The following is a 25,160-nucleotide window of genomic DNA, read 5'->3' on the forward strand; positions in this document are numbered from 1 at the left end:
CTTATTGCTTTGTCAATACAATATCTGGCTTTGGTAGTGGTTCTGGCTTGTCTGCTTGTGGCCAACCGTGAAAATAGCAATCCGAATTCAAAACCATACTATCTTGATTGTATGAAAAATTAAGCTGTGTTTTCGCTGCATTGGCAAAAGTAAGATAAATACTCCCTGTTATGCCACAAACATCATTATCTACATAAGACATCAAATACTTATCGGTTATGTTTTGAAAACCAATTCCAAATGTTTTTGCATCATTATTGGATAACATTGTATTATCAAATAAAACAATTCCATTACTATCTAACGTTTTAAATTTACCTATTATATAATCTTTATTATATTTTAGCACTTCTCTATAACCATTAGTAATTTTTTTAAAAGTAATAAAAATAGTTTTTCCATTCCAAGTTCCTTTCCAAGTTCCCTCAAAGGCCTGAAGCTCATTATTGATATCTTTCATATAATACCCTGCGTCTTCAGGAATATCTGTATAAGTTCGTAGTGGTACAATGGTTTGTTGGGTATATGATTTACAAGAAACTACGATGAGTAGAATTAATACAATATTTTTCATGCTATTGTTTTGTTAATACAATATCAGGCTTTGGCAATGGTTCCGGTCTGTCTGCTTGTAACCAGCCGTGAAAATAACAATCTGAACTTAAAACCATACTATCTTGATTGTATGAAAAATTGAGCTGTGTTTTAGATGTATTAGCAAAGGTTAAATAAATGTCTCCTCCAATCCCACATATATCATTATCTCTATACGACATCAAATATTTACCTGTTATATTTTGAAAATTAATTCCTCTTATTTTACTCTGGTTATCTGCTAAAGCTAAATTATCAAATAAAATAGTTCCATTGCTATCTATTGTTTTAAATTTCCCAATAAGAAAATCTCTATTATATTTTAAAGTCTCATTATAATTGTTTACAATTTTTTTAAAAGTAATAAAAATAGTCTTCCCATTCCAAGTTCCTTTCCAAGTTCCTTCATAATCTGAAAGCTCATTATTGGTATCTTTAAAATAATGACATTCTTTATCCGGAAGTCCATATGTTCGTAACGGAACAGTGGTAATTGACTGGCAATTTGATTGAGGAAAAGATTTACAAGAAACTACGATGAGTAGAATTAATAATATATTTTTCATAGGTGTAGATTTTAAGTTTATGGACATGGTGTTGTGGTCATTGTTTTTGTATTGGGGTCATATTCTAACTTTTCTGCAGAATTGGGAGTTACTTTATATACCTCCAGACCCTCTATATTTACTTTTTCTTTTAAGAATCTCGCAAAGGTTTCTTCCACTTTATCTTGTGGCATATTGGGATATTCTTCTTTTAAATCCCCAAACAGATCATCATATTTATTTCTTAAAGATGCAATATCAAAAGATAAATTTTGCGGTGCAACAGATCCCGAGTAATGGAACATATAGCTGCCTCCCGAAGTTACCGTAAAATAGTAGGCTTTGGAAAAATCTCCATACACATTACCCGCCTGCTTTACCATGACAAAAAGAAAATTCATAATATCCTCTGCCGAAGGAGCAAGTATACTTCTGTTTCCTTTACAATTATAATCGTTATGGGTATGCCCAAAACCCGTAATTCCTGTTTTAACTGTAGGTAGCTCTATATAATCTGTGCAAGGATCTCCGCTTACGGTAGTATAATTTTGTATATTAGAATTATTTACAGTAGAAGATTTTTCATAAAAGCCTTCTTCATGGTTCTTTGCAAAGTTAGCATTTGTATTTAATGCATTAAATTGGTTTTTTATCCTTTGATCAGCAAATTTAGCTTTTATTTTGGAGCATGGGTTATTAATACTTCCTCCCAAATTCGGCAGCGTAACCGTCCCATTATTACAAGGCTGGTTTCCTAAAGTAGAACTTGGGTCTTGTGGTTGTGATGGGATTCCATTTCCATCGCATGGTTGGTTAGGATTATTACTCCCATTGCTTCCGCTTGGGTCGGTTGGGTTTCCAAATCCGCCACCACTTGGATTAAATCCTCCGGGTGTCGTTCCACTTTCATTACCACCCGGATTAGATATGCTTCCTCCGGGATTCGGACAGATGAGAGCTTGAGTTACCACCAGAACCGATTGCGTTTCAGCCTCACAAGGCCCGCCATCTTCGTCTGCTGCTTCACCGTGATGATGCGCATTTTCGCTACACGATGTGTAATAAGAATAGGTCATCAGGTAACATTCATCAGCAAGTTCTTTATTCATTATTCCTGATGAGTACGTTCCGCTTTGAAGGAGTTCCTTGGTCACTTTTCCTGCAAGGTTTACCGCACCTCCGGAAAGCATCGTTTGTTTTTCCTGCGCGGTAAGATCATAAGTAACGAGAACTTCTTTCCAGCTACCATCCAAAAGAGGACTTAATACCAAATTTTCTACAGGTGCATCTGCAGGAGCATTCTCTCTGTTGACTCTGAAGGTATAGGTATAATAATTAGGTCCGTTCTCAATATAGATCACATCATCCGTATTTATAGAAACTCCGTTTCCGTAATTCACTGTTTTCCCAAAAGCACTGCTTTTTGTCTTAGCTTTAAACTCAGCCTCAACTTTCCCTAATTCAGGAAGAAGCTTTGCTTTGTGCTTAGATTCGTTTAAAGAGATTCTTTTGGAGGTGAGCTGAAATGCGCTCGCATTATTGTAAGTTTCCTGCTCGTGCAGAATATCCTGTCGACAGGACGGGAGAGATAGCAAAGCTATCGTCATCAGGCAGAGCCTGAGAAATAAATTTCTTTTCATAACATTTGATGTTTTTAAGTGGTTAAATATATAAATAATTCACCTTACAAAAGTGAAAAAATATTTTTAATAACCGCAGGTAGAAAATTACTGATTTCCGTATTATTTTTCTAAAAGAAATTTTGTGTACTTTTGAAAAAAATACTTCGATTATGACGCTAGGTGAGAAACTGAAAAAAGCAAGAATCAACAAAAACTTTACGCAGGAATATCTTGCCGAGGTTCTGAATGTTTCGCAAAAAACCTATTCCAACTTTGAGAACGATAAAAGCAAACCCGCTTTTGCACAGGTAGAAGATATTGCCAGGCATTTAGATGTAAGTGTTTTAGATTTTTTGAGCAATGATGGGATGTCTTTCAATTATGACAATACTCATGGCGGAAATAATGGTTTTATCTATCAAAATCAACTTCCTGAAAAACTCATCGAGCAATACGAAGAACGCATCAAAGAATTAAAGGAGCAGGTAGACTACTGGAAAAATAAGTCTGAGGGCAGCAACTAGCTTTCCACCTTTCCGGAAAGCTCCCTGCACCCCCGCAACAGACTTTCCGGAAGCAGGGAAAAGTTGCCGCACCCCTGCAACAAGCTTTCCGGTAACCGGGAAACCCTCTTGCACCCCTGCGACAAGTATTCCGGGAAATAAGACAAAACAAAACATTTTTAAAATATGAACGCAATTGAATTAAAATTACTTCGTAATGCAGAATATTTGCAATACGTAAAAGACTACTTAGGAATCATCAACCTGAACACTCCGGAACAGTTAGAGATTGAATCAAAATTAACAACGCTGGCAACAAAAGCAACAGAGCTGGAAGCATTGTACAAAAAAGCACTGGCAAGTGATAAAACACAAGAACTTCTACTACTGGATGAAAGAAGAGACAACGCCATCAACGGTATTTATTATTTCCTTCTTGGCTATACTTATCATTATGATGCAGACCAAAAAAACAAAGCTCAGCTGCTACTCACCAATTTGGCGCTCTACGGAAGCGGAATCTCGCGTCTAAACTATCAGGCAGAGACAGCCACTGTCAACAATCTTCTTCGTGATTGGGAAAACAAACCTGAGCTTACAGATGCAATCACTTCATTTAATCTAAACTCTTGGGTGAATGAACTAAAGACTGCCAATGAAGAATTTAATACCAAATATCTATCCCGTACACAGGAATATGGTGATGCGAGTCCTGAAACCATCAAAACAAAAAGGGAAGAAACCAATGCTGCTTATTATGCACTGAGAGACCGAATAGATGCGCTTCATTTATTGGTAGAAACTCCGCCTTCGCCGTATGCTACAGTCATCAATCAGCTGAATGCATTGACCGATCAGTATAATAAGCTGCTCATCAACAGGACGGATAACTCATCAACACAAGCACCTGAAAATCCACTCTCATAAGTCTTGATTAACTGACACCAAAAAAATACAACCGCCTGTATAGAATATGCAGACGGTTGTGTTTTAAATTGTTTGATAACGTTCTAAAAATTATATCTTCAATTATTTACAAAGTTTCATTATAATAAGATGGTTCACCATTTTTATCGAATCCCACAACAATTACTTTATATCTGTCTGCATGATCATTGTTATAAAAATTTACTGTATTTGATTCATTGGTTTCTGCATTATAATCAGGGTTCCAATACAGCACAGACCTCCTGTCATCTGGAAGTCCAGAAAAATTTGATTCGTTATATTTTGGTGAATTGAAAGCAGTCACCTTATCATATCCCTTAAATATATATTTTCTCAATCCCGAAAACTTTTCTTTAAATGTATCTGTTACCATACTTCCTTTGATTGTATACACAAGAATAGAACCGCCACCACCACTGAAGCTACCTAAAAACATCCCTTTAATTACCTTTACCATTGCAATACTTGATACCGGGAAATTGGAAATCTGTTCTGAAGTAACCTTCATTTCATTCAGATAAATATCTGCTCTTGTGTCTCTTATATATGGTACATAGATTCCTTGCTCAAAATTTACTTGTAATCCCGCTACCCTACTTTGTAGCCACTGCAAAACATTAGATGATGTGTGTGCTTCTTTATTATCATTAACGAAATCAAAAACCTGTTCATTTATACTTCGGAATAAAGGACTGCTTAATTCCTTATTAAGTTTATCGGTATTATTTTTTTTTGACAGCTTTATTTTAACCTCTTCAATATCCGTAATTTTTTCATTAATAATAATCTGATTTTTCTTTTCTGTAATATATCTTTTTACGTCAGGGTCTGGCTCCTCATTAGGCATTTTTTTGACTAGAATAAACTTATTTTCGGGTAACGCTTTTCCATAAGGAGTGAAACTATAATTTGGCTGAAAATAAACTTTCACTTCGTCATTATCGTTTAACTGATCTTTGCTTAACTGGTAAGCAACATCTATATTGTTTTCAAACATCATCCCCCTTAATGTAAAAAAACCACTTTTATCCGTCTGCACCTCCACAAATTTAGCCCCAAAATCCGGAACATTAAATATCAGGTGTAGATTCTTATTTACTGCGGGTTCATTATTAATCGTCACTTTTGCTTTGTAAGTAATATACTCATCGGGCAGATTTTTTAAAACAGGATAGATATTTGCAATTATGCTCTTCCAATCAAATCTTTTCCATTTTTCAGAAATCAGTAAAGCATCTAAGGCTTCAGCATTTCTGTTTTTTGTAAAATACTGTGCCGGATTTACAATATCGGAAGTAATATCTCCTGTAAGCCACAGTGTACTTAAAACACTTCTTTCGTCTTCTGAGCTTTCTACTTCAGAATCCTGAACTAAAACTGTATAATTATTAATGTTGGGATCTTTTTTAATGTTGAAAGAGTTTAGTTTTCGCGGAGATTTATTCAAAGATAATTCTAAAGACGGTGTTTTTATCTTTAATAATTCCGGTTGTACAAAACAAAGTCTCTGAGATATTAAATTCCCTTGATCATCAAAAAGACTAAGTTGCAAAATTCCGTTTATTAAGTTTTCTGTAGGTATAGAATATGCTTGAGTAGGTATTTTTTTGAATTCCGCCTTATAGACTAATCTGCTATTTATAGTAGCCAATAAAGTATAAAATTTGGAGTTCTGAGAAACATTTTTTGAATTAAAAGAATATTTAATTTCATCTTTATTGCTTGTCACCTTTAGATGAATCCCCGAAGGAGAAACATTTGGTAGCTCAATATCTTGTTGTATTTTATTATCGCTTTGAACAATAAGTTTGTATTTTTTGTTCAGTTTAGGAGTAAGAATAAATGATCCTACATTTTGATCAAATCCTTTAAAACTAATAATTTTTGTATCAGGATTCTCTGTATCGACGACATATCCACCCCACTCAGAAGGAGGTATTCCCTTTGACTGTAATCTTACCGTAAATTTTGTAGCTACACCGTCGATAAAGGTTTCACTTTCCGGATAGAGAGAGGCTGACCAATTCGTAATATTGTTTTTAATTAATTTGTTTGAAGATGTTACATTAAAAACTTCGATAGGCTGTATATATTGAAAATCTTCGCTAAAATTGGTCATCCATTTTGTATATGCTCTAATATAGTAAATATCTTCATTTAAAGTTTCAGGCAAGGTGAGGCTTCCTCTGCTTTCACCCTTTAATAAAGGCAGCATTTTTTTATCCACTATATTCTTATTTTTATCGTATAACTCCACAAATAGATTAGTTGAGATGTTTGAAAGACTATATCCTTCGAATACAAAAGCCTTAAACCATAAATTTTCTCCAGCAATATGCTTTTTTTTATCTAAAAGCAAATGTATTTTTTCCTGTGGAAAATTTTGCTCAAATTTCTGTAGTGCTTCCTCAGCTTTGCTCTGAGAATAAAGATAATTTAAGGTGCTAATAAAAAATAATAGAAGTAATTTTTTCGACATAATTTAATTCGTATTTTTAAATTGAATTTCAAAAATACGTTTTTCTAATCAAGTAGTTAATTTTTATTAAGGTAATAATTACTGATATATCACAAATGCTTCCAACAATATAAAATAATATTAGTTATCCTTTCATAAAAAAGCACCCACATCAAAAATGCGGGTGCTTTTTATAATACTACAAATTAAATTATTTCAATTTTTTCTTCACAGCAACTTCTTCATATACTTCAAGAATATCGTTCTGTTCGATATCGTTGTAACCTTTCAGGTTTAATCCGCATTCGTAGCCTTTTGTAACTTCTTTTACATCGTCTTTGAAACGTTTTAAACTTTCGAGCTCACCATCAAATTTCACAATACCGTCTCTCAGTAAACGTACTTTCGACTGTCTCGTTACTTTTCCGGTAAGAACCATACAACCTGCAATCGTTCCGATCTTAGAAATCTTGAAGACCTCACGGATCTCTACATTACCGATTACCTGCTCCTGAATTTCCGGAGAAAGCATTCCCTCCATCGCTTCTTTTACCTCATCTATTGCTTTATAGATTACAGAATACGTTCTGATCTCGATTTCTTCACGGTCTGCCAATTCTTTTGCGTTGGCACCAGCTCTTACGTTGAATCCAATGATAATCGCATCTGAAGCCGCAGCTAAGTTGATATCAGACTCAGTGATCTGCCCTACACCTGAGTGAAGAATGTTTACACTGATCTCTTCTGTAGATAATCTCTGTAACTGATCAGAAAGTGCTTCCACTGAACCATCCACGTCACCTTTCAGGATGATATTCAATTCCTTGAATTCTCCTAAAGCGATACGTCTACCCAATTCTTCAAGGGTTGTATGTTTCTTGGTTCTGATCGAAAGCTCTCTTTGTAACTGCTCTCTCTTGTTAGCGATCGCCTTACCTTCACTTTCGTCAGCATAAACTCTGAATTTATCACCTGCAGTTGGTGCTCCGTCAAGACCTAAGATCGTTGCCGGAATAGAAGGACCTGCTTCTTCAAGGTTTTTACCTCTTTCATCAAGCAAAGCTTTTACTTTACCGTGGTTTTTACCTGCTACTACATAATCTCCAACTTTTAAAGTTCCGGTTTGTACCAACATCGTGGCTACATATCCTCTACCTTTATCCAAAGATGCTTCAATAACAACTCCCTGTGCAGCACGGTTAGGATTAGCTTTCAGTTCAAGCATTTCTGCCTGAAGCAATACTTTCTCTAAAAGGATATCCATATTGTTCCCCATCTTAGCAGAAATTTCTTGTGCCTGAACATTTCCTCCCCACTCTTCCACAAGAATATTCATTCCAGAAAGTTGCTGACGGATATTGTCTGGGTTTGCATTCGGCTTATCTACTTTGTTAATTGCAATAATCATCGGTACCCCTGCAGCCTGTGCGTGAGAGATTGCTTCTTTTGTCTGAGGCATCACATCATCATCGGCAGCGATTACAATAATGGCAATATCGGTAACCTGTGCACCTCTCGCTCTCATCGCGGTAAAGGCTTCGTGACCCGGTGTATCTAAGAAGGTAATTCTCTGACCGTTTTCCAGTTTCACATTGTATGCACCGATGTGCTGGGTAATTCCACCAGATTCACCAGCGATAACGTTGGTTTTTCTGACGTAATCCAATAATGAAGTTTTACCGTGGTCAACGTGACCCATTACCGTTACAATCGGAGCCCTAGAAACAAGGCTTTCTTCGGTATCGATATCTTCTTCAGAATCTGCTTCTTCAAGATCAGCATCAGAGAATTCAATTTTAAATCCGAATTCGTCTGCTACCAATAGTAAAGTATCAGCTTCCAATCTTTGGTTCATGGTTACCATTACCCCAAGAGAGAAACAAGCAGAGATCACTTCAGTTGCAGAAACATTCATTAAGCTGGCCAATTCACCAACTGTAATAAATTCTGTAACCTTCAAGCTTCTGTCTTGTGCATCAATTTCCTGCTGACGCTCATCCTGTTCTCTACGGTAAGATCTCTTATCTTTTCTGTGTTTAGCAGATTTAGATTTACCTCCTTTATTGGTTAGTTTTTCAAGGGTTTCCTTGATCTGATTTTTAACTTGCTCGTCGGTTAATTCGACAGGCATTGTTCTCTGACCCGGTCTGTTGTTGTTTCCAAAACGGTTTCCGCCACCTTGTCCCGGAGGACGGTTTCCTTGAGGACCACCTTGTCCCGGAGGACGGTTTCCACCCGGACCACCCGGACGGTTTTGACCGCCTTGTCCCGGAGGTCTGTTTCCTTGAGGACCACCTTGCCCCGGAGGACGGTTTCCACCTGGGCCGTTCTGACCTTGAGGACGATTTTGTCCGCCTTGATTATTTCCGCCTTGTTGGTTATTCCCAGTATTCTGGTTAGGACCACCCGGCTTTTCAATTCTTTTTCTTTTCTTTTTAGCTCCGGAATTTGATTTGGGCGCAAACTGAGTTAAGTCAATTTTCTCACCAACAATCTTTGGTCCGTCAAGCTTCTGATAAACAGTTTCAATTTTCTGAGATTCCTGAGGTTCTTCTGCTACAGGTGCCGGTTTTTTTTCTTCCACTTTCTCAATTGGTTTTTCAACCGGTTTTGGTGTTTCTTTTACGGGCTCCACCGGTTTTACCTCAGCTTTTACCTCCTCAACTTTAGGCTTATCTTTTTTGGCAGGTCTGTTTCTATTTCCCTCAATCTGAGACAAATCAATTTTATCCAACACTTTAAACTCCTGCTTTTCAGGTGTCGGTTTAGTTTCAGAAACCACTTTCGGTTCTTCCTTTGCCACTTCTTTTACTTCTTCCACGACCTCTTTTTTCTCCTCAACGGGAGCAGCAGGTGTCGGAGTAGGAGTTTCTTCCACAGCTTCAGGTTTTTTAGGCTCCAGATCAATTTTACCTAAAATTCTGGTTTCTGGTTTATTAGCTTTAGCTCTTATTACTTCAGGTGTTTTCTTTTCTTCGATCTCCAGTTTTTCTTCCGGAACTTTAGAAATAACCACCTCATGAGAAGCTTTACGTTGCTCGCCGTCTTTGGCAAACTCAGCTTCCAATGCAGAATATGCCGCTTCTTCTAATTGAGCGTTAGGATTGTTTTCAACCACGATATCTTTAGACTGTAAAAACTCCACTAGTCTGGACATCGATATATTGAATTCCTTAACCGCTTTATTTAATCTTATTTTTGGCATCTATATTATTTACTGTTTTTTTTAATTCTTAAAATTAAAGTATTCTTTTTTACTGCTTATTAAAATTTATTCCGAAATTTTAATCTTCAAATTCTTCTCTTAAGACGCGTTTTACATCTTCGATAGTTTCTTCTTCCAAATCAACCATATTCAAAAGACTTTCCGTTTCTTTATCCAAAACAGATTTTGCAGTGGTAAGACCTACTTTTTTAAATTCATCCAAAATCCACTGTTCGATATCATCGTTGAATTCTCTCAAATCAACATCATCATCTTCACTGGATTCTCTGTACACGTCAATTTCATACCCCGTCAACCAAGAAGCAAGTCTGATATTTTGACCTTGTTTACCGATTACTTTAGAAATCTCTTCAACAGGAGTATAAACCATTGCATAGTTGGTTTCCTCGTTGATGTCAATTTTATTGATGGTAACATTTCCTAAAGCTCTCTTCACCAATATTTCAGGGTTTTTTGACCACTGAATTACATCTATATTTTCGTTTCTCAACTCTCTTACCACACCATGGATTCTTGATCCTTTCACTCCGACACAAGCTCCTACCGGATCTATTCTGTCATCGTAAGCATCAACAGCGATTTTTGCCTTTTCACCGGGAATTCTCACTGCTTTTTTAAGAATAATGGTTCCGTCCTGAATTTCAGGAATCTCCAATTCTAATAATTTTTCAAGGAATTTCGGAGCCGTACGGGAAATAATGATCTGAGGTTTTGAACCTTTAAAATCTACACTTTCTACGATTGCTCTGATGTTTTCACCTTTTTTAAAGAAATCTGAAGAAATCTGATTCTCTTTTGGCAAAATAAATTCGTTATCTTCATCATCCAGCAAAATCACGTGTTTGTGACGGATGTGGTGGATTTCTCCTGTAACGATTTCCCCAATTCTGTCTTTGAACTGCTCATAAAGCATTGCATTATTATGCTCCTGCAATTTCGTAGCCAAGATCTGCTTCAGGGTAAGGATATTTCTTCTTCCCAATTGAGCCACAGGAATTTCCATGGTAAAATCTTCTCCTACTTCAAAAGTAGGATCAATTTTTTTAGCTTCGGTAATTTCAATTTCCAAATCATCATCTTCAGACATTTCGTCTTCAACGATTGTTTTATTTAAAAATATCTGAAAGTCACCTTTATCAGGGTTTACAATGACATCAAAATGATCATCAGAATCAAATCTTTTTCTCAGAAGAGTTTTCAGAGAATCTTCAATAATTGCCATCAGATCGATCTTACTGATCCCTTTTTCGTCTTTAAAATCACCAAAGGATTCAATCAACGCTATATTATCCATTTATCTTTTTTCTTTTTATTAAAATTTAACTATTACCAACGCTTTTTTGATATCAGAGTACAAAATTTCTTTTTCCTCTTCCACATCAACTTTACCTTTACCGATGTCTTTCGGTTTTCTGTAACGGAGAATCAATGTAATTTTATCTTCGTCTACTTTAGCCAGCTCACCTTCTATTGTCGAAGAATCCTGAAGCATTACCTCGATTTCTCTTCCGATATTTTTATTAAACTGTCTAGGCGTCGCCAAAGGCTCGCTCAATCCTGCAGACATTACCTGAAGGCTGAAATCATACTCATCACGATCTGCATTGAACTCTATGGCACGGCTTGCGTCCAGACAATCCTGCAGCGTTACACCGTTGTCACCATCTAAAATTACAGTAACATCATCGGCTGCAGAAATCTTTAAATCAATAAGAAATAAATCCTCTCTTGTCTCAAGGAAATTACTTAATAATGTTTCAATATTTTTTCTAAACTCCATATATTTATTAATGACAATCTACCTGTACGAAAAAAGGCTTTCTTGCGAAGCCTTCTCATTTTTCCGTAAATCTTATGCAAATATAAGACATTTTTACAAAATAACCAAATACGCTTCATAATCAATTAAATAAGTTAAAAAAAATATCATAGTCTGACTTTACAAAAATAAGCCTTTGCAATGATATTGAATAAGTTGTTGCTCATTTAATAAAGATCATGAAAGTAATTTTTAGTATTTTTGTCAGGAATTTTTAAAAAAACATACATTTTGAATATAACAATAGTTGGAACAGGCTATGTAGGATTGGTTACAGGAACCACTCTCGCAGAACTTGGAAATTCTGTATACTGTGTTGATATAGATGAAAAAAAAGTAGCGGACATGAAAAATGGCATTGTGCCGATTTATGAGCCGAATCTCGAAGAAATGTTCCTGAGAAATATACAGGCAGAAAGATTATTTTTCACCACCGATCTGAAAAAAGCTTTAGATAAAAGTGAAGTTATTTATCTTGCATTACCCACTCCGCCCGGAGAAGATGGCTCTGCAGATCTTTCTTATGTTTTGAAAGTGGCTAATGATATCGGTGAAATGATGACAGAATATAAAGTTATCGTCAATAAAAGTACTGTACCCGTAGGAACCGCTGACAGGGTAAGCGAAGTCATTGCTTCAAAAACAAAATTAGAATTTGATGTAGTTTCTAATCCCGAATTTTTGAGAGAAGGTTTTGCTGTAGAAGATTCTATGAATCCGGCAAGAGTCGTTGTAGGATCAAGCTCTGATAAAGCGAAAGAAATCATGGCTCAAATTTATCAGCCATTTACCAATACGGGAATTCCTATTATTTTTATGGATGAGAAATCTTCTGAATTGACAAAATATGCGGCAAATTCATTTTTAGCAGTAAAAATAACTTTCATGAACGAAATTGCTAATTATTGTGAAAAAGTGGGTGCTGATGTTGATAAAGTAAGACTCGGAATGGGAAGCGATGACAGAATAGGTCACAGATTTCTATTTCCTGGTATCGGATATGGCGGAAGCTGTTTCCCGAAAGATGTGAAAGCGTTAATAAAATCCGGAAAACAAGAAAATTTTAATTTCCAGATTTTAGAAGCCACAGAAAATGTAAATATTTCCCAGAAAGTAATTCTAGTTTCCGAAATTGAAAAATACTTTGGCGGAAATATTCAAGGTAAAACAATTGCTGTTTGGGGACTTGCTTTTAAGGCAAATACTGATGACATCAGAGAGGCTTCTTCTCTGGACAATATCAATTTACTTCTAGAAAAGGGAGCAAAAATTGTTGCATACGATACTGTAGCTGAAAAAAATGTTCAGAAAATTCTTGGTGACAAAATACAGTATGCTAAAACCATGTACGAAGCGCTGGAAAACGCAGATGCATTATTTATCGCTACAGAATGGCCTGAATTTAAAAATCCAAACTTTAAACTGATGACCAACAAAATGAATAACAAGGCTATCTTCGACGGAAGAAATATGTATCCGCTTGAAACTCCACAGCAGAATGGCTTTTATTATAAAAGTATTGGAAGAAAAACCATTATATAAAAGCTAAGTAAAGGTAAAAGTATAAAGAACCAACATTCTTTTCTTAAATATAAGCTAACTTAAACATAAAAGAGCTTCAAATAATAAACAATAGCTCTGTAAAAATGTCATAAAAAATGAAAAACATCATCATCACCGGCGGCGCCGGCTTCATCGGGTCTCACGTTGTAAGAGAGTTTGTAAAAAACAATCCGGACTCAACGATTATCAATCTTGATGCACTGACATATGCGGGGAATCTTGAAAATTTAAAGGATATTGAAAACGAACCTAATTACGTTTTCGAAAAAGCTGATATCACAAAGCCTGAAGAACTGAGAAAAGTTTTTGAAAAATACAATCCTGATGCAGTGATTCATCTGGCTGCAGAAAGTCATGTTGACCGGAGCATCACCGATCCGATGGCATTCATTAATACCAATGTGAATGGAACAGCAAATCTTCTTAATTTATGCAAAGAGTTCTGGACATTAAACCCTGATCACACGCACGGAAGATTTCCAAATGAAAAAAGAACGAATCTCTTTTATCATGTTTCAACTGATGAAGTCTATGGAAGTTTAGGAGAAACAGGATTTTTTCTTGAAACAACTGCTTACGATCCGCAGTCACCATATTCTGCCTCAAAAGCAGCTTCAGACCATTTGGTGAGAGCATACGGAAACACCTACGGAATGCCTTTTATCGTTTCTAACTGTTCAAATAATTATGGACCGAATCATTTTCCTGAGAAACTGATTCCGCTTTGTATTTCAAATATCATTAATGAAAAGCCATTACCAATTTATGGTGACGGAAAATATACGAGAGACTGGCTGTTTGTGATTGATCATGCAAAAGCGATTCATCAGATTTTCAATGAAGCTAAAACCGGAGAAACGTATAATATCGGAGGCTTCAACGAATGGCAAAATATTGATTTGGTGAACGAATTGATCAAGCAAATGGATGAAAAGCTTGGAAATCCTGAAGGTTACTCTAAAAAGTTGATTACTTATGTAAAAGACAGACCGGGACACGACAAACGTTATGCAATTGATGCTAATAAGCTGAGTAACGATTTAGGCTGGAAACCTTCTGTAACTTTCGAACAAGGATTAGGAAAAACGATCGACTGGTTTTTAGAAAATAAAGAATGGCTGGAAAATGTGACTTCCGGAGATTATCAGAAATATTACGACGGGCAATATAACTAATATGAAAGTATTTTTCACTTTTTTCGCTATTATTATTTCGTTTTCTGCGTTTTCTCAAAATCCTCCTCCAGTTGCGATGCCATCTGAAGAACAGATTAAATTAATTGACGAATTTGTTAAAGTTTCTAATTATGAAGAATCTATAAAAAAATTCGGAATGAATTATCTGTATTCTAAAATGTTCAAATCTGAAAATGGAAAAAACGTAAGGGTTTTAACGAAGAAACAAGCAGAAAACATTATTGATAATTTTGATTTTACAGCTTTTAAGGAATATAGTATTTATAATGCATTTTCATTCGTATCACAAGAAAATTTAATATTACTAAAAGAATTTTATAAATCTTTAGAAGGGAAAATAGATAATTCAGGTGATTTATTTATCAACAATAATGTTATCATCACAAACTTCACCGGATATATTAATAGTGAAATTGAAAAAATAAAAATAACACCAAATAAATGAAAGGAATTATTTTAGCAGGCGGTTCAGGAACAAGACTATTTCCACTGACAATTGCGGTTAGCAAACAGTTAATGCCGGTTTACGACAAACCAATGATCTATTATCCGCTTTCCACACTCTTGCTGGCGGGAATAAAAGATATTCTGATCATCACCACGCCTCATGATCAGGCAGGTTTTATCAAGCTTTTAGGTGACGGGTCACAGATTGGTTGTAATATTGAATATGTGGTACAGCCAAGTCCGGATGGTCTTGCTCAGGCTTTTATTTTGGGAGATCAATTTATCGGTAATGATTCAGCAGCTCTGGTTTTAGGAGATAATATTTTCTACGGTTCGGAAATGGGAACTTTGTTGAAAAACAAAACCAACCCTGATGGAGGTGTAGTTTTTGCTTACCATGTTGCAGATCCTGAGAGATATGGTGTTGTAGAATTTGATGAAAATTTTAAAGCAAAATCTATCGAAGAAAAGCCAACCCATCCGAAATCCAATTATGCCGTTCCGGGATTGTATTTTTATGATAATGAAGTGGTGGAAATTGCAAAAAACATACAACCGTCTCCAAGAGGAGAACTGGAAATTACGGATGTCAATAATGTTTATTTAAGTAAAGGAAAACTGGAGGTCGGTGTTCTCGACAGAGGAACCGCATGGCTGGATACCGGAACTTTTGACTCTCTGCAAGATGCATCAGAATTTGTAAGCGTGATCGAGAAAAGACAAGGCTTTAAGATCGGCTGCATTGAAGAAATTGCTTTCAGAAATGGATTCATCAATGAAGAAAAGCTGCTAGAAACGGCTGTAAAGTATGGCAAAAGCGGTTATGGAGAGTATTTGAAAAAGCTGGTTTTATAACCGCCATATTAAAATTAAAATCTTTTTCTCACTATTATCAATCCCAGTTTAGTATTAAAAGGTAATAATCAATTAATTATTATAAATTTGCAAAAATTCCCACAAATGAATGAACCACAACAAGAGTGGACAGAAATTATAGAAGACAGCCACTCTTTATTTGATCTGAAACTCAAAGAAGTCTGGCGATATAAAGATCTTATTTATATGTTTGTAAAAAGAGATTTTGTATCAAGTTTCAAACAGACTGTTTTAGGACCGATCTGGTTTTTTATAAATCCTATTTTCACTACTTTAGCCTACCTTATAATTTTTGGCAATATTGCAAACTTACCTACGGACGGGGCTCCAAAAATACTATTTTATCTTGCCGGAGTAATGCTCTGGAATTATTTTTCAAGTAGCCTTACAGGAACTTCTTCCACTTTTTCAGGAAACGCAGGTATATTTGGTAAAGTATATTTTCCCAGATTAGTAACACCTATTTCGGTAGTTATTTCAAACCTTATGAGATTTGGGGTACAATTTTTATTATTCTTAGGATTTTGGAGTTATTTCCTTTTCAAAGGTGAAGTGCAACCAAATATCTGGATGTTGGCTACTCCGTTTTTAATTATTCTCATGGCTGCTTTTGCCTTAGGGGCAGGAATGATCTTTTCAGCATTAACGACAAAATACAAAGATCTCAGTATGCTTTTAGGATTTGGAGTAAGTTTATATATGTATGCAACTCCTGTAATTTATCCAATCTCGGTGCTAAAAGGACCGTGGAGAGAACTCGCCTACTATAATCCGCTCACCGGAATCTTTGAATGTTTCAAATACGGATGGTTGGGTAAAGGAGAATTTTCAGTGCTTATGCTTAGCTTGAGTACTATTATTATATTTTTTATTCTTGCTTTAGGAACAGTTATCTTCAATAAAGTTGAGAAAACTTTCATGGATACAGTTTAAATTGACAAAACGGGTAATAATCCAGATTACTAAAACACAAAAGAAACCAAATTTAAAATTTAAATTACATGCTTGCATTAAAGGCAGAAAACATATCAAAACAATATCGTCTCGGAGAAGTCGGAACTGGTACTTTATCTCACGACCTCAATAAGTTTTGGTACAAAGTGAGAGGAAAAGAAAACCCTTATCTGAAAATTGGCGAAGCCAACGACCGCTCCACCAAAGGAATATCTGAGTACGTTTGGTCGCTCAAAAATATCAATTTTGAAATCGAGCAAGGAAGTGCCGTTGGAATTATCGGCAAAAACGGCGCCGGAAAATCAACCTTATTAAAACTTTTAAGCAAAGTAACAAAACCAACAACCGGAAAAATCTATACCAATGGAAGAATTGCTTCTTTGCTTGAAGTAGGTACTGGTTTTCATCCTGAAATGACAGGTAGAGAAAATGTATACCTTAATGGCGCTATCTTAGGAATGACGCGGAAGGAGATTAAGAGAAAATTTGATGAAATTGTAGATTTTTCAGGTGTAGAAAGATATATAGATACTCCGGTAAAACGCTATTCGTCAGGGATGTATGTGCGCTTAGCATTTGCTGTAGCAGCACATTTAGAATCAGAGATTTTGATTGTTGATGAAGTTTTAGCTGTAGGAGATGCTGAATTTCAGAAAAAATGTCTGGGTAAGATGGGCGATGTGACAAAAGGAGAAGGTAGAACTGTTTTGTTTGTAAGTCACAATCTAGCTGCTGTAAGGAGACTTTGCGATAAAGGACTTCTTTTGAAGAATGGAAAAATAATTTCTACAGGAAAAATGGATAATGTGCTTAATCGCTATGATTTGGAGTTTGCATCCGCAGAAAAAAACTTTATAATCAATTATCCTGTAGATGAGTCTAAAGAAATGCAAATTCTTAAGGTTCAACTTCAAAAACCATACGAGCATAATAGAATTTTCACGGATGATATTTTAAAATTCAGTTTTGATATTACCTGCAGAATACCCGTAGAAAATGCATATGTTACAATTGATATTAAAAACAATGATGACGAATTAATCTATTGGACTTCAGATTACACATCAGAACGATTTGCCACATCAGAAACTGGTAATTGGAATCTCAACTGCTTACTTCCAAAGAATATTTTAACTGTTGGCTTTTACACTGCCACATTTGCAATCTATTCACCTTCTAGCAATACCATAGTAGACCACCTTCCTCAATATCAAATTGCATTTGAAATTGAAGAGGATGAAAATTCTTTCCTACAACAATTTGGAAGTATTAGACCAGGAAAAACAGGCGTAGAAAGCTCTTGGGAAAGTAAAAAAACACTTTTATGATCTCTATTGTTACTGCATATTATAATAGAAAAAAGCTTTTTGAAAGAACTTTAAAGAGCATTGCAAGACAAAATTTTGACAAAGGTCTGGAAGTAATTGCCGTAGATGACGGAAGTGATGAACATGAAAGATTGGAGGATTTAATAATGCAGTTTCCTTTTTTGAAAGTCATCCGTCTAGAGAAAAAAAATAAATGGTACCAAAATTCCTGCATCCCTTTCAATATAGGATTTAGGGCAGCTAAAGGCGACAAAGTGATATTACAAAATCCGGAATGTCTACATTTTGGAAATATTTTAGAATATACAGAAAACAATCTTACCGACAATAGTTATTTGAGTTTTGCCTGTTTTTCGTTAGATAAAGATTCTACAGAAAACTTAGATTTATTGCTTGAAACGCCAACAGAAATTACTGCTATCATACAAAAAGATGATCATATTATCTTAAATGATGGTGATGCAGGATGGTATAATCATTCTGTTCATCGTCCGGAAGCTTATCATTTTTGTACTGCAATTTCAAAAAAATCATTACAAAAGCTTAAAGGATTTGACGAACGCTTTGCTTTGGGGATTGCTTATGATGATAATGAGCTGATCGAAAGAGTAAAAGCACTTTTGCAGATTAAATTTGTGGATGAGGAAATTGTTTTGCACCAAAATCATTATTCTCAAAATTCGACTTCGTTTCAGAACAGAGAAGACAAGGCACGTCTTTATCGCTTTAATGAGCTGATTTACAAAAACAGAATCAAGAGTTTTAATTATAATTCTTTTCTTAAATATGTCCCGTTTCAGTGTAAAAGGAATGTAATTTCTATTCTTCTTAAACTTGAAAACAGGCTGAAAAGATATTACACCCGTATAAAATAATTTCTAAGATATTGAGTTCTTAAATTTTCAGATTTTATTTATTCTAGCTTAAAACTATTGCAAATAATACATTCCCTCATTTTTAATATCTTTGTTAATTCAAAACACACTATGCCTCAACCTTTTGTCTCTGTAATCGTCCCCTGCTACAATCAGGCACAGTATCTTGACGAATGTCTGCAGTCTGTTTTTGATCAAGCTTACCTCAACTGGGAATGCATCATTGTTAACGATGGTTCGCCAGATAACACCCGTGAGATTGCCACAGCCTGGACAAAAAAAGACTCACGTTTTATTTATTTTGAAAAAGAAAACGGAGGTGTATCATCTGCCAGGAATTTTGGTATTGAAAGAGCTAAGGGTGAATGGATATTACCATTGGATGGTGATGATAAAATAAACAAAAACTACATCTCACTTGCATCTCAGGAATTCCGCAACAATCCTCATGTAATCTATTGCAGAGCAGAATATTTTGGTGCGAAATCCGGGGAAATGGTGCTGGATCAATTCCATCATGCTGATATTTTATTAGAAAACTCAATTTTCTGTACCTCTTTTTACAAAAAAACCTCTTGGGAAAAAATAAAGGGATATGATGAAAATATGGTTAACGGCTATGAAGATTGGGAGTTTTGGATTCATCTTAATATTTTTTACGGCAAACTAAAGGTTACAAAGCTTGATTTTATTGGTTTTCAATACCGAATAAAAGAATTATCAAGAAATACCGAAGCGATGCAGCATCATGATGAAAACATCAGATATTACATTTACGACAAACACTCAAAAGCTTACAGGGATAATATACTTAGATTTTATGACCACTTCTCAACTGCAAGAGCACTCAAAAAAGATCGCATCAGATTATTGGATAAATTAAACAGTAAAAGATACCGTGTTATTGATAAGGTTTTAAATTTCTTTAATAAATAAATTAGTTTTAATAATGCTAAATCATTATGCAATCTTTAAAGCAAAATAAAGCTCAATTTAAGATGAATAAGCTCGCCATCGTCATACCTTATTACAAAATAGATTTCTTTGAAGAAACTCTAAAGTCTGTCGCTGCACAAAGTAACAAAAACTTTACTTTGTACATAGGAAATGATGCAAGTCCGGATGATCCTAAGCAAATAATTGATCAATATTTTGATGAGTCTTCCCATCACTATTTTAATTACAATAATAATTTGGGTGGTAAAAATCTCGCTTTACAATGGGAACGAATTCTTGAAAACGTAAAAGAAGGCTGGTTTCAGATTCTGGGAGATGACGATATGCTATCAGAAAATTTTGTGGATAAATTTTATGAGTGCTTAAATACTCTTGATCGAGAAAAAATAAATGTACTGAAGTTTCCTATAAAAATTATTGATGCAAAAAACCACTTTATAAAACAATTTTCTTTTTCAAAATCTATCATAAACAGGAACGATTTTTTAATTTCACGAATAGATCACGTTAGCTTATCTTCCCTCTCAGAAAATATTTTCCGAACAGAAACTTACAGAAAACACAAAATAAATCAATTCCCATTAGCTTGGCACAGTGATGACTGTATGATTTTTGATTATGCAGAAAATGATCGAATATTGTATTCGGAGAAAAGCTATATTTTCATAAGAAACTCAGGTTTAAATATCTCTTCTTTGAGCAACAATAATAAAGAAAAATCACAAGCTACAAATGCTTTTTACGACTATATCATTTCTCGTTACTATCACTTATTTACTTCCGAACAGAAAAAGATACTGCTAAATTGTTTAAAAAAACATTATTATTATACTGGTAAAAAAGCAACTTCAAACATCATATTTACTGTCTCACGAGATAATATTATAAACGGCATCAGGCTAATTAAATATCTTTTCTAATGGAAACAACACTTGTTTCAATTATCATACCCAATTATAACCGCGAATCTCTTGTTGGCGAAACACTCGATTCTATTTTGTCACAAACTTATAAAAATTGGGAATGCATTATTGTAGATGACGGTTCTACCGACAATTCTTATAATATTATAGAACAGTATCTTATAAAAGATTCTCGATTCAAGCTCATCAAGCGTCCTCATAATTATCCCAAAGGAGCCAATGCGTGCAGAAACCTGGGAATGAAAAACATCAAAGGAAATTATATCATTTTTTTTGATAGTGATGATCTTATGACCCCCCATCATATAGAAGAAAAAGTAAAATATATGACTTCCGGTGATTACGATTTTGTGATTACAAAAACACAATATTTCAATAATCCCGAGAATCAGCATCCTATAAACTATCGTGGTCTTTTTGAACTTCCCATCACTGCAGATCATTTTATACAAAAAAAAATAAACTGGCTTACCTTAGATCCAATCATAAAAGCTACGATTGCAAGCTCAATAAGCTTTACTGAAAAAAACAGGTCTGCAGAAGAATACAATTATTTTGTAAAACTTCTTCTCACAAGTGAAAAAGCTGTAGCTAAAGATATCGTTTTGTCGTTACGCAGGTTTCATCCGGAATCTTATCAATCAAACCTCAAAACACAGGATGATATTTATCACAACAGTTTTTTTTATTTTTACGACACTTTTTTAGAGACAAAAAAAATGAGAGTATCCGGATCATCACAGAGATTTCTACTTTCACAAGCATCTGAAATTCTTTGCAAACAAAAAAAACTTCTATCACCTCACGAAAAAAAACAATTTTATAATCATCTTATCACAACATTTGGTATTTTTAAGGGATTAAATAAAATAAGGATATTATTATCATAATTGATATTCAGCGAAAAATACAAATAACAATTAAAAGGTTGCTCACACAGCTAATTAAAACTAAAACATGATGAAAATACTTACAAGAGTTAAAAAAAAATTATTATCAAACCCCCTCTCAGAAAATGAGACAACTGCTTCTGTTTTAGAGAAAACAGGAAACCAAATATATACCGGTCCTTTTGCAGGCTTACTCATTCCTGACATTCTGAAACCAAGTTTGAAATTATCTGAGGTACTTGGTCTGTATGAATCGGTTCTTCATGAGAGTTTTTCTCAACTGATCAATAAAAACATCGAAAACATAATGGTAATTGGAGGTCACAAAGGTTATTATCCTGCAGGACTAAGCAATCTTCTAAGACCGAAAAATATGTATGTGTTTGAAATGGATGAACAATTTAGTCCACTTATTGATTCCTGGATTGAAATCAATAATCTAAAACCTTATATCAACTTTCCTGAAGCCACAGAAGAAATACTGCTTAACTGGCAGAAAAAAATTGACTTTTTACTAATTGATTGTGAAGGTGCGGAAGACTTCTTGTTGCAACCTCAAAAATTCCACTGGCAATCTGAAACAGATATTTTGGTAGAAATCCACCATTTTTACGACAATAAAATCTTAGGTAATTTAATATCCAGATTTAAAGACACCCACAATCTTTCAATTATCTATGATGATATTGCAGAAAACGAAAAAATTAATAATGTTTTAACGGGGCTTGCAATAAATGGCACCTACAGAGGTCACCCAACCCATCGTTGGATTTTTGATAAAAATAAAAATAAAATAATAACGGCAGGAATATTTTTATATATGTCTGTGAAAAGTAAAAAATGATTCCCAAAAAAATACACTACTGCTGGTTTGGTGGAAACCCAAAACCGGAATCTTTCTACATCTGTCTTGATTCCTGGAAAAAAAACCTTCCAGATTACGAAATCATTGAGTGGAATGAATCTAATTTTGACATCAATTGTTGCGAATATGTACGTCTCGCAGCAAAAGAAAAAAAGTGGGCATTTGTTTCAGATTATGCAAGAGCTTTGGCATTATTTGAACAAGGTGGCATTTACATGGATATTGATGTGGAAGTAAAATTTTCTTTGGATGAATTTCTCATACACCGTGCTTTTTCCGGATTTGAGATCAAAGGATCTCCATTTACTGCGCTTTGGGCAACCGAAAAAGCTCACCCGTGGCCAAAAAAAGTATTAGATTTTTATAATAAAAAAACAGATTTCAACTTGACTACAAACACAGTTTTTGTTTCTGATCTGTTGATAAAAGAATACAAAGTAGATCCCGATAAAGACGAATATCAAGAACTCGCAGATGGAATTGTCATTTATCCTTCTACCTATTTTTGCCTCGATTTACCTAAAAATTATGCAGCTCATCATTTTGTAGGAACATGGCACGAGCGCGATACACCGAATCCGTTTAAAGATTTTGTACATGTTCATTTCAATCTTAAAAATATTGTTGAAATGGAAAACGGCAAAAAGGAGATTCATAACGTAGTCAACAATATGCAAAAATTTTCTGCAGATGAGATTTTGAATCAATTTCCTTTAAAAATGCTTTTAAAACACATTATTAAACGTTTAAAACGTTAAGTTTTATTATTTTTACAAAAACATATAGGATGAATGATAAAATTGCGATTATTTACGGAACCAGACCAGAATTCCTAAAGGTCTTTCCCATCATCAATGAGTTCAGAAAAAGAAATCAGAAGATCTGTATCGTCAATACCGGGCAACACGATTCTCTTCTTACAGAGATGGAACAAAGTTTTGATGTACAGCCTGATTATCAACTTTCTGTACAATCTTTGGCTTTTACAAATTCTAATCTTATCGCAAAACTGATTGATGAAATATCCAATTTAGTTCATCAAGAAAATATTCAAAAAATTATTGCACAAGGTGATACTTTTACCGTTTTAGCATCATCCATGGTTGCTTTTTTGGAACAAAGAAAATTTTATCATATCGAAGCAGGTCTTCGCACATCAGATATAAAACTACCTTTTCCTGAAGAGTTCAACAGGCGAGTTGTTTCGTTAACAGCTGATGTTAATTTTTCTCCTACAGAACTGGCAAAGCAAAATCTTTTAAAGGAAAATATTTCGGAAAACAATATTTCTCTGGTTGGAAACAGTATTGTCGATATGATTCAATACGTCACAAAAAAAGAAAATATTGCCGTTGAATACAAAGATTTTATATTCATTACCGCCCACAGAAGGGAAAACATTGGTCAGCCATTGAGAAACATTGCTCAGGCTGTCAAAGAACTGGCAGAGGAAAATCCTCAAGCTCAATTTGATTGGGCACTACACCCCAATCCGAATACGAGAAAAATTATCATGGAAGCATTCGAGAACGGAACTCCAAAAAATATAAATTTCACAGAACCACTCTCCTATCTTGATGCTATCAGAAAAATGGCGAAGTCTAAACTAATTATTTCAGACTCGGGAGGAATACAGGAGGAAGCACCCAGTTTGCAGAAAAGAGTATTGATTCTACGTGAAGAAACCGAAAGACCGGAAGTAATTTCTTGCAATTGTGGTATTTTGGTAGGAACAGATATTCAGAAAATTAAGAGCAGCTTTAATTTCATTTATAATAACCCTGAAGAATATATTTTCAAAAGTGAAAATAATCCTTTCGGCGACGGAAATTCTGCTGAAAAAATTGTTAAAAAAGCATTAGAATGATAGTTGGCAGAGGGCTAATCGCTTCATTATTTAAAGGGTGTGACAGAGAAAATACAATTTTCTTTGCATCTGGAGTTTCAAATTCTTTAGAAACCAGACCTGAAGAATTTAACAGAGAAGAAAATTTGATCAAACAAACAATTGCTGAAAATCAAGATAAGATTTTTGTCTATTTTTCTACCTGCAGCATTTACGATTCTTCCAAAAGCAACAGCAATTATGTACTTCATAAACTCAAAATGGAGCAGATAATTAAAAATTCGTGTGAAAAATATTTGATTCTGAGAGTCAGCAATGCCGTCGGAAAAGGGGGCAATCCCAATCTTTTGATGAATTATATTGTAAATGCCGTAAAAAACAATGAAATCATCAATGTTCATACAAAAGCAACACGCAATTTGATTGACACTGATGACATTAGAAAAATAACTTTTGATTTAATTGACAATCAAAATTTTAACAACATTATTAATCTCGCTTACATTAAAAATTATTCTATCATTGAAATCTTAGAAATTATAGAACGTTTTTACAGTAAAAGAGTTGATATCAATCTGATAAAGAGTGGCTCAGGTTATGACATTCATATTCCGGATGTTGAATATTATTTTGTGAAAAATAATTTAACAGATAAAGAATTGTATCTCTTTAGTATTCTTGAGAAATATTATTCTTTGTGACATCGTATACGAAAGAAACTTCAT

Annotated in this window: 23 protein-coding genes; 16 read left to right on the forward strand and 7 right to left on the reverse strand. The window is 34.6% G+C overall.

Translation table 11 applies throughout. The features are described 5' to 3' along the window. Position 1 precedes the first annotated feature (1 nt). From AC4FQ5_RS09970 to AC4FQ5_RS09980, 3 genes are read right to left on the reverse strand one after another with little or no spacing between them, the layout of a single operon-like run. Positions 2–574, reverse strand: a complete 573-nt coding sequence (locus AC4FQ5_RS09970; protein WP_491142890.1) for a DUF6705 family protein — start codon at positions 572–574, stop codon at positions 2–4. 1 nt (position 575) lies between these two features. Then, on the reverse strand, positions 576–1,160 hold the full coding sequence (locus AC4FQ5_RS09975; RefSeq protein ID WP_491142892.1) for a DUF6705 family protein: 585 nt from the start codon (positions 1,158–1,160) through the stop codon (positions 576–578). Between the two features lie 17 nt (positions 1,161–1,177). After that, positions 1,178–2,779 carry a single stranded DNA-binding domain-containing protein gene (locus AC4FQ5_RS09980; protein WP_491142894.1) on the reverse strand — a complete coding sequence of 534 codons (1,602 nt, stop codon included), beginning with the start codon at positions 2,777–2,779 and terminating at the stop codon, positions 1,178–1,180. Between the two features lie 152 nt (positions 2,780–2,931). On the opposite strand from AC4FQ5_RS09980, the gene AC4FQ5_RS09985 reads away from it, so the two are divergent. Together AC4FQ5_RS09985 and AC4FQ5_RS09990 are read left to right on the forward strand one after the other, a co-directional pair. After that, positions 2,932–3,285: a helix-turn-helix domain-containing protein gene (locus AC4FQ5_RS09985; protein WP_491142895.1), complete on the forward strand. Its 354-nt coding sequence runs from the start codon at positions 2,932–2,934 to the stop codon at positions 3,283–3,285. Positions 3,286–3,450: 165 nt separating this feature from the next. After that, positions 3,451–4,191, forward strand: a complete 741-nt coding sequence (locus AC4FQ5_RS09990) for a DUF6261 family protein (RefSeq protein ID WP_491142897.1) — start codon at positions 3,451–3,453, stop codon at positions 4,189–4,191. A gap of 106 nt (positions 4,192–4,297) precedes the next feature. On the opposite strand, the gene AC4FQ5_RS09995 is transcribed toward AC4FQ5_RS09990, so the two are convergent. The 4 genes from AC4FQ5_RS09995 to rimP all read right to left on the reverse strand — a co-directional run bounded on the left by AC4FQ5_RS09995 (position 4,298) and on the right by rimP (position 11,676). Continuing rightward, complete coding sequence (locus AC4FQ5_RS09995; RefSeq protein WP_491142898.1) at positions 4,298–6,691, reverse strand: hypothetical protein; 2,394 nt, start codon at positions 6,689–6,691, stop codon at positions 4,298–4,300. Between the two features lie 190 nt (positions 6,692–6,881). Continuing rightward, positions 6,882–9,875: a translation initiation factor IF-2 gene (gene infB, locus AC4FQ5_RS10000; RefSeq protein ID WP_491142900.1), complete on the reverse strand. Its 2,994-nt coding sequence runs from the start codon at positions 9,873–9,875 to the stop codon at positions 6,882–6,884. A 79-nt stretch (positions 9,876–9,954) separates the two neighbouring features. Then, positions 9,955–11,190 (reverse strand): transcription termination factor NusA, encoded by a 1,236-nt coding sequence (nusA, locus tag AC4FQ5_RS10005; RefSeq protein WP_491142902.1) that lies wholly within the window; start codon positions 11,188–11,190, stop codon positions 9,955–9,957. Between the two features lie 18 nt (positions 11,191–11,208). Continuing rightward, positions 11,209–11,676: a ribosome assembly cofactor RimP gene (gene rimP, locus AC4FQ5_RS10010; protein WP_491142903.1), complete on the reverse strand. Its 468-nt coding sequence runs from the start codon at positions 11,674–11,676 to the stop codon at positions 11,209–11,211. A gap of 270 nt (positions 11,677–11,946) precedes the next feature. Between rimP and AC4FQ5_RS10015 the strand changes: the two genes are divergently transcribed. From AC4FQ5_RS10015 to AC4FQ5_RS10080, 14 genes are all read left to right on the forward strand, one after another. After that, complete coding sequence (locus AC4FQ5_RS10015) at positions 11,947–13,257, forward strand: UDP-glucose dehydrogenase family protein (RefSeq protein WP_491142905.1); 1,311 nt, start codon at positions 11,947–11,949, stop codon at positions 13,255–13,257. Between the two features lie 116 nt (positions 13,258–13,373). Then, on the forward strand, positions 13,374–14,453 hold the full coding sequence (rfbB, locus tag AC4FQ5_RS10020) for a dTDP-glucose 4,6-dehydratase (RefSeq protein WP_491142907.1): 1,080 nt from the start codon (positions 13,374–13,376) through the stop codon (positions 14,451–14,453). A 1-nt stretch (position 14,454) separates the two neighbouring features. Next, positions 14,455–14,919 (forward strand): hypothetical protein, encoded by a 465-nt coding sequence (locus tag AC4FQ5_RS10025; RefSeq protein ID WP_491142909.1) that lies wholly within the window; start codon positions 14,455–14,457, stop codon positions 14,917–14,919. Next, a complete protein-coding gene (rfbA, locus tag AC4FQ5_RS10030; protein ID WP_491142911.1) occupies positions 14,916–15,776 on the forward strand; it encodes a glucose-1-phosphate thymidylyltransferase RfbA in 861 nt (286 codons plus the stop codon). Before AC4FQ5_RS10025 ends, rfbA begins: the two co-directional genes overlap by 4 nt. A gap of 105 nt (positions 15,777–15,881) precedes the next feature. Next, on the forward strand, positions 15,882–16,730 hold the full coding sequence (locus tag AC4FQ5_RS10035; protein WP_491142913.1) for an ABC transporter permease: 849 nt from the start codon (positions 15,882–15,884) through the stop codon (positions 16,728–16,730). Positions 16,731–16,798: 68 nt separating this feature from the next. Continuing rightward, on the forward strand, positions 16,799–18,079 hold the full coding sequence (locus AC4FQ5_RS10040) for an ABC transporter ATP-binding protein (RefSeq protein ID WP_491142915.1): 1,281 nt from the start codon (positions 16,799–16,801) through the stop codon (positions 18,077–18,079). After that, the gene (locus tag AC4FQ5_RS10045) at positions 18,076–18,954 is read left to right on the forward strand and encodes a glycosyltransferase family 2 protein (RefSeq protein WP_491142917.1); all 879 of its coding nucleotides are present in this window, start codon (positions 18,076–18,078) and stop codon (positions 18,952–18,954) included. The genes AC4FQ5_RS10040 and AC4FQ5_RS10045 overlap by 4 nt, the downstream gene beginning before the upstream one ends. Before the next feature lie 111 nt (positions 18,955–19,065). Continuing rightward, positions 19,066–19,890: a glycosyltransferase family 2 protein gene (locus AC4FQ5_RS10050; RefSeq protein WP_491142919.1), complete on the forward strand. Its 825-nt coding sequence runs from the start codon at positions 19,066–19,068 to the stop codon at positions 19,888–19,890. 62 nt (positions 19,891–19,952) lie between these two features. Beyond that, positions 19,953–20,831, forward strand: a complete 879-nt coding sequence (locus AC4FQ5_RS10055; RefSeq protein WP_491142920.1) for a glycosyltransferase family 2 protein — start codon at positions 19,953–19,955, stop codon at positions 20,829–20,831. Then, on the forward strand, positions 20,831–21,724 hold the full coding sequence (locus AC4FQ5_RS10060) for a glycosyltransferase family 2 protein (RefSeq protein ID WP_491142922.1): 894 nt from the start codon (positions 20,831–20,833) through the stop codon (positions 21,722–21,724). The genes AC4FQ5_RS10055 and AC4FQ5_RS10060 overlap by 1 nt, the downstream gene beginning before the upstream one ends. Positions 21,725–21,791: 67 nt before the next feature. Beyond that, the gene (locus tag AC4FQ5_RS10065; RefSeq protein WP_491142924.1) at positions 21,792–22,568 is read left to right on the forward strand and encodes a hypothetical protein; all 777 of its coding nucleotides are present in this window, start codon (positions 21,792–21,794) and stop codon (positions 22,566–22,568) included. After that, on the forward strand, positions 22,565–23,347 hold the full coding sequence (locus AC4FQ5_RS10070; RefSeq protein ID WP_491142926.1) for a glycosyltransferase family 32 protein: 783 nt from the start codon (positions 22,565–22,567) through the stop codon (positions 23,345–23,347). Before AC4FQ5_RS10065 ends, AC4FQ5_RS10070 begins: the two co-directional genes overlap by 4 nt. A 29-nt stretch (positions 23,348–23,376) precedes the next feature. Continuing rightward, the gene (gene wecB / locus AC4FQ5_RS10075; RefSeq protein WP_491142928.1) at positions 23,377–24,456 is read left to right on the forward strand and encodes a non-hydrolyzing UDP-N-acetylglucosamine 2-epimerase; all 1,080 of its coding nucleotides are present in this window, start codon (positions 23,377–23,379) and stop codon (positions 24,454–24,456) included. Beyond that, on the forward strand, positions 24,453–25,136 hold the full coding sequence (locus AC4FQ5_RS10080) for an NAD-dependent epimerase/dehydratase family protein (RefSeq protein ID WP_491142930.1): 684 nt from the start codon (positions 24,453–24,455) through the stop codon (positions 25,134–25,136). Before wecB ends, AC4FQ5_RS10080 begins: the two co-directional genes overlap by 4 nt. The last annotated feature ends 24 nt before the right edge of the window (positions 25,137–25,160 follow it).

It is taken from the genome of Chryseobacterium sp. DT-167, assembly GCF_058310155.1.

Coding starts and splice junctions, on each gene's coding strand:
- AC4FQ5_RS09970 (WP_491142890.1), bottom strand. CDS start 574: ATGAAAAATATTGTATTAATTCTACTCATCGTAGTTTCTTGTAAATCA.
- AC4FQ5_RS09975 (WP_491142892.1), bottom strand. CDS start 1,160: ATGAAAAATATATTATTAATTCTACTCATCGTAGTTTCTTGTAAATCT.
- AC4FQ5_RS09980 (WP_491142894.1), bottom strand. CDS start 2,779: ATGAAAAGAAATTTATTTCTCAGGCTCTGCCTGATGACGATAGCTTTG.
- AC4FQ5_RS09985 (WP_491142895.1), top strand. CDS start 2,932: ATGACGCTAGGTGAGAAACTGAAAAAAGCAAGAATCAACAAAAACTTT.
- AC4FQ5_RS09990 (WP_491142897.1), top strand. CDS start 3,451: ATGAACGCAATTGAATTAAAATTACTTCGTAATGCAGAATATTTGCAA.
- AC4FQ5_RS09995 (WP_491142898.1), bottom strand. CDS start 6,691: ATGTCGAAAAAATTACTTCTATTATTTTTTATTAGCACCTTAAATTAT.
- infB (WP_491142900.1), bottom strand. CDS start 9,875: ATGCCAAAAATAAGATTAAATAAAGCGGTTAAGGAATTCAATATATCG.
- nusA (WP_491142902.1), bottom strand. CDS start 11,190: ATGGATAATATAGCGTTGATTGAATCCTTTGGTGATTTTAAAGACGAA.
- rimP (WP_491142903.1), bottom strand. CDS start 11,676: ATGGAGTTTAGAAAAAATATTGAAACATTATTAAGTAATTTCCTTGAG.
- rfbB (WP_491142907.1), top strand. CDS start 13,374: ATGAAAAACATCATCATCACCGGCGGCGCCGGCTTCATCGGGTCTCAC.
- AC4FQ5_RS10025 (WP_491142909.1), top strand. CDS start 14,455: ATGAAAGTATTTTTCACTTTTTTCGCTATTATTATTTCGTTTTCTGCG.
- rfbA (WP_491142911.1), top strand. CDS start 14,916: ATGAAAGGAATTATTTTAGCAGGCGGTTCAGGAACAAGACTATTTCCA.
- AC4FQ5_RS10035 (WP_491142913.1), top strand. CDS start 15,882: ATGAATGAACCACAACAAGAGTGGACAGAAATTATAGAAGACAGCCAC.
- AC4FQ5_RS10040 (WP_491142915.1), top strand. CDS start 16,799: ATGCTTGCATTAAAGGCAGAAAACATATCAAAACAATATCGTCTCGGA.
- AC4FQ5_RS10045 (WP_491142917.1), top strand. CDS start 18,076: ATGATCTCTATTGTTACTGCATATTATAATAGAAAAAAGCTTTTTGAA.
- AC4FQ5_RS10050 (WP_491142919.1), top strand. CDS start 19,066: ATGCCTCAACCTTTTGTCTCTGTAATCGTCCCCTGCTACAATCAGGCA.
- AC4FQ5_RS10055 (WP_491142920.1), top strand. CDS start 19,953: ATGAATAAGCTCGCCATCGTCATACCTTATTACAAAATAGATTTCTTT.
- AC4FQ5_RS10060 (WP_491142922.1), top strand. CDS start 20,831: ATGGAAACAACACTTGTTTCAATTATCATACCCAATTATAACCGCGAA.
- AC4FQ5_RS10065 (WP_491142924.1), top strand. CDS start 21,792: ATGATGAAAATACTTACAAGAGTTAAAAAAAAATTATTATCAAACCCC.
- AC4FQ5_RS10070 (WP_491142926.1), top strand. CDS start 22,565: ATGATTCCCAAAAAAATACACTACTGCTGGTTTGGTGGAAACCCAAAA.
- wecB (WP_491142928.1), top strand. CDS start 23,377: ATGAATGATAAAATTGCGATTATTTACGGAACCAGACCAGAATTCCTA.
- AC4FQ5_RS10080 (WP_491142930.1), top strand. CDS start 24,453: ATGATAGTTGGCAGAGGGCTAATCGCTTCATTATTTAAAGGGTGTGAC.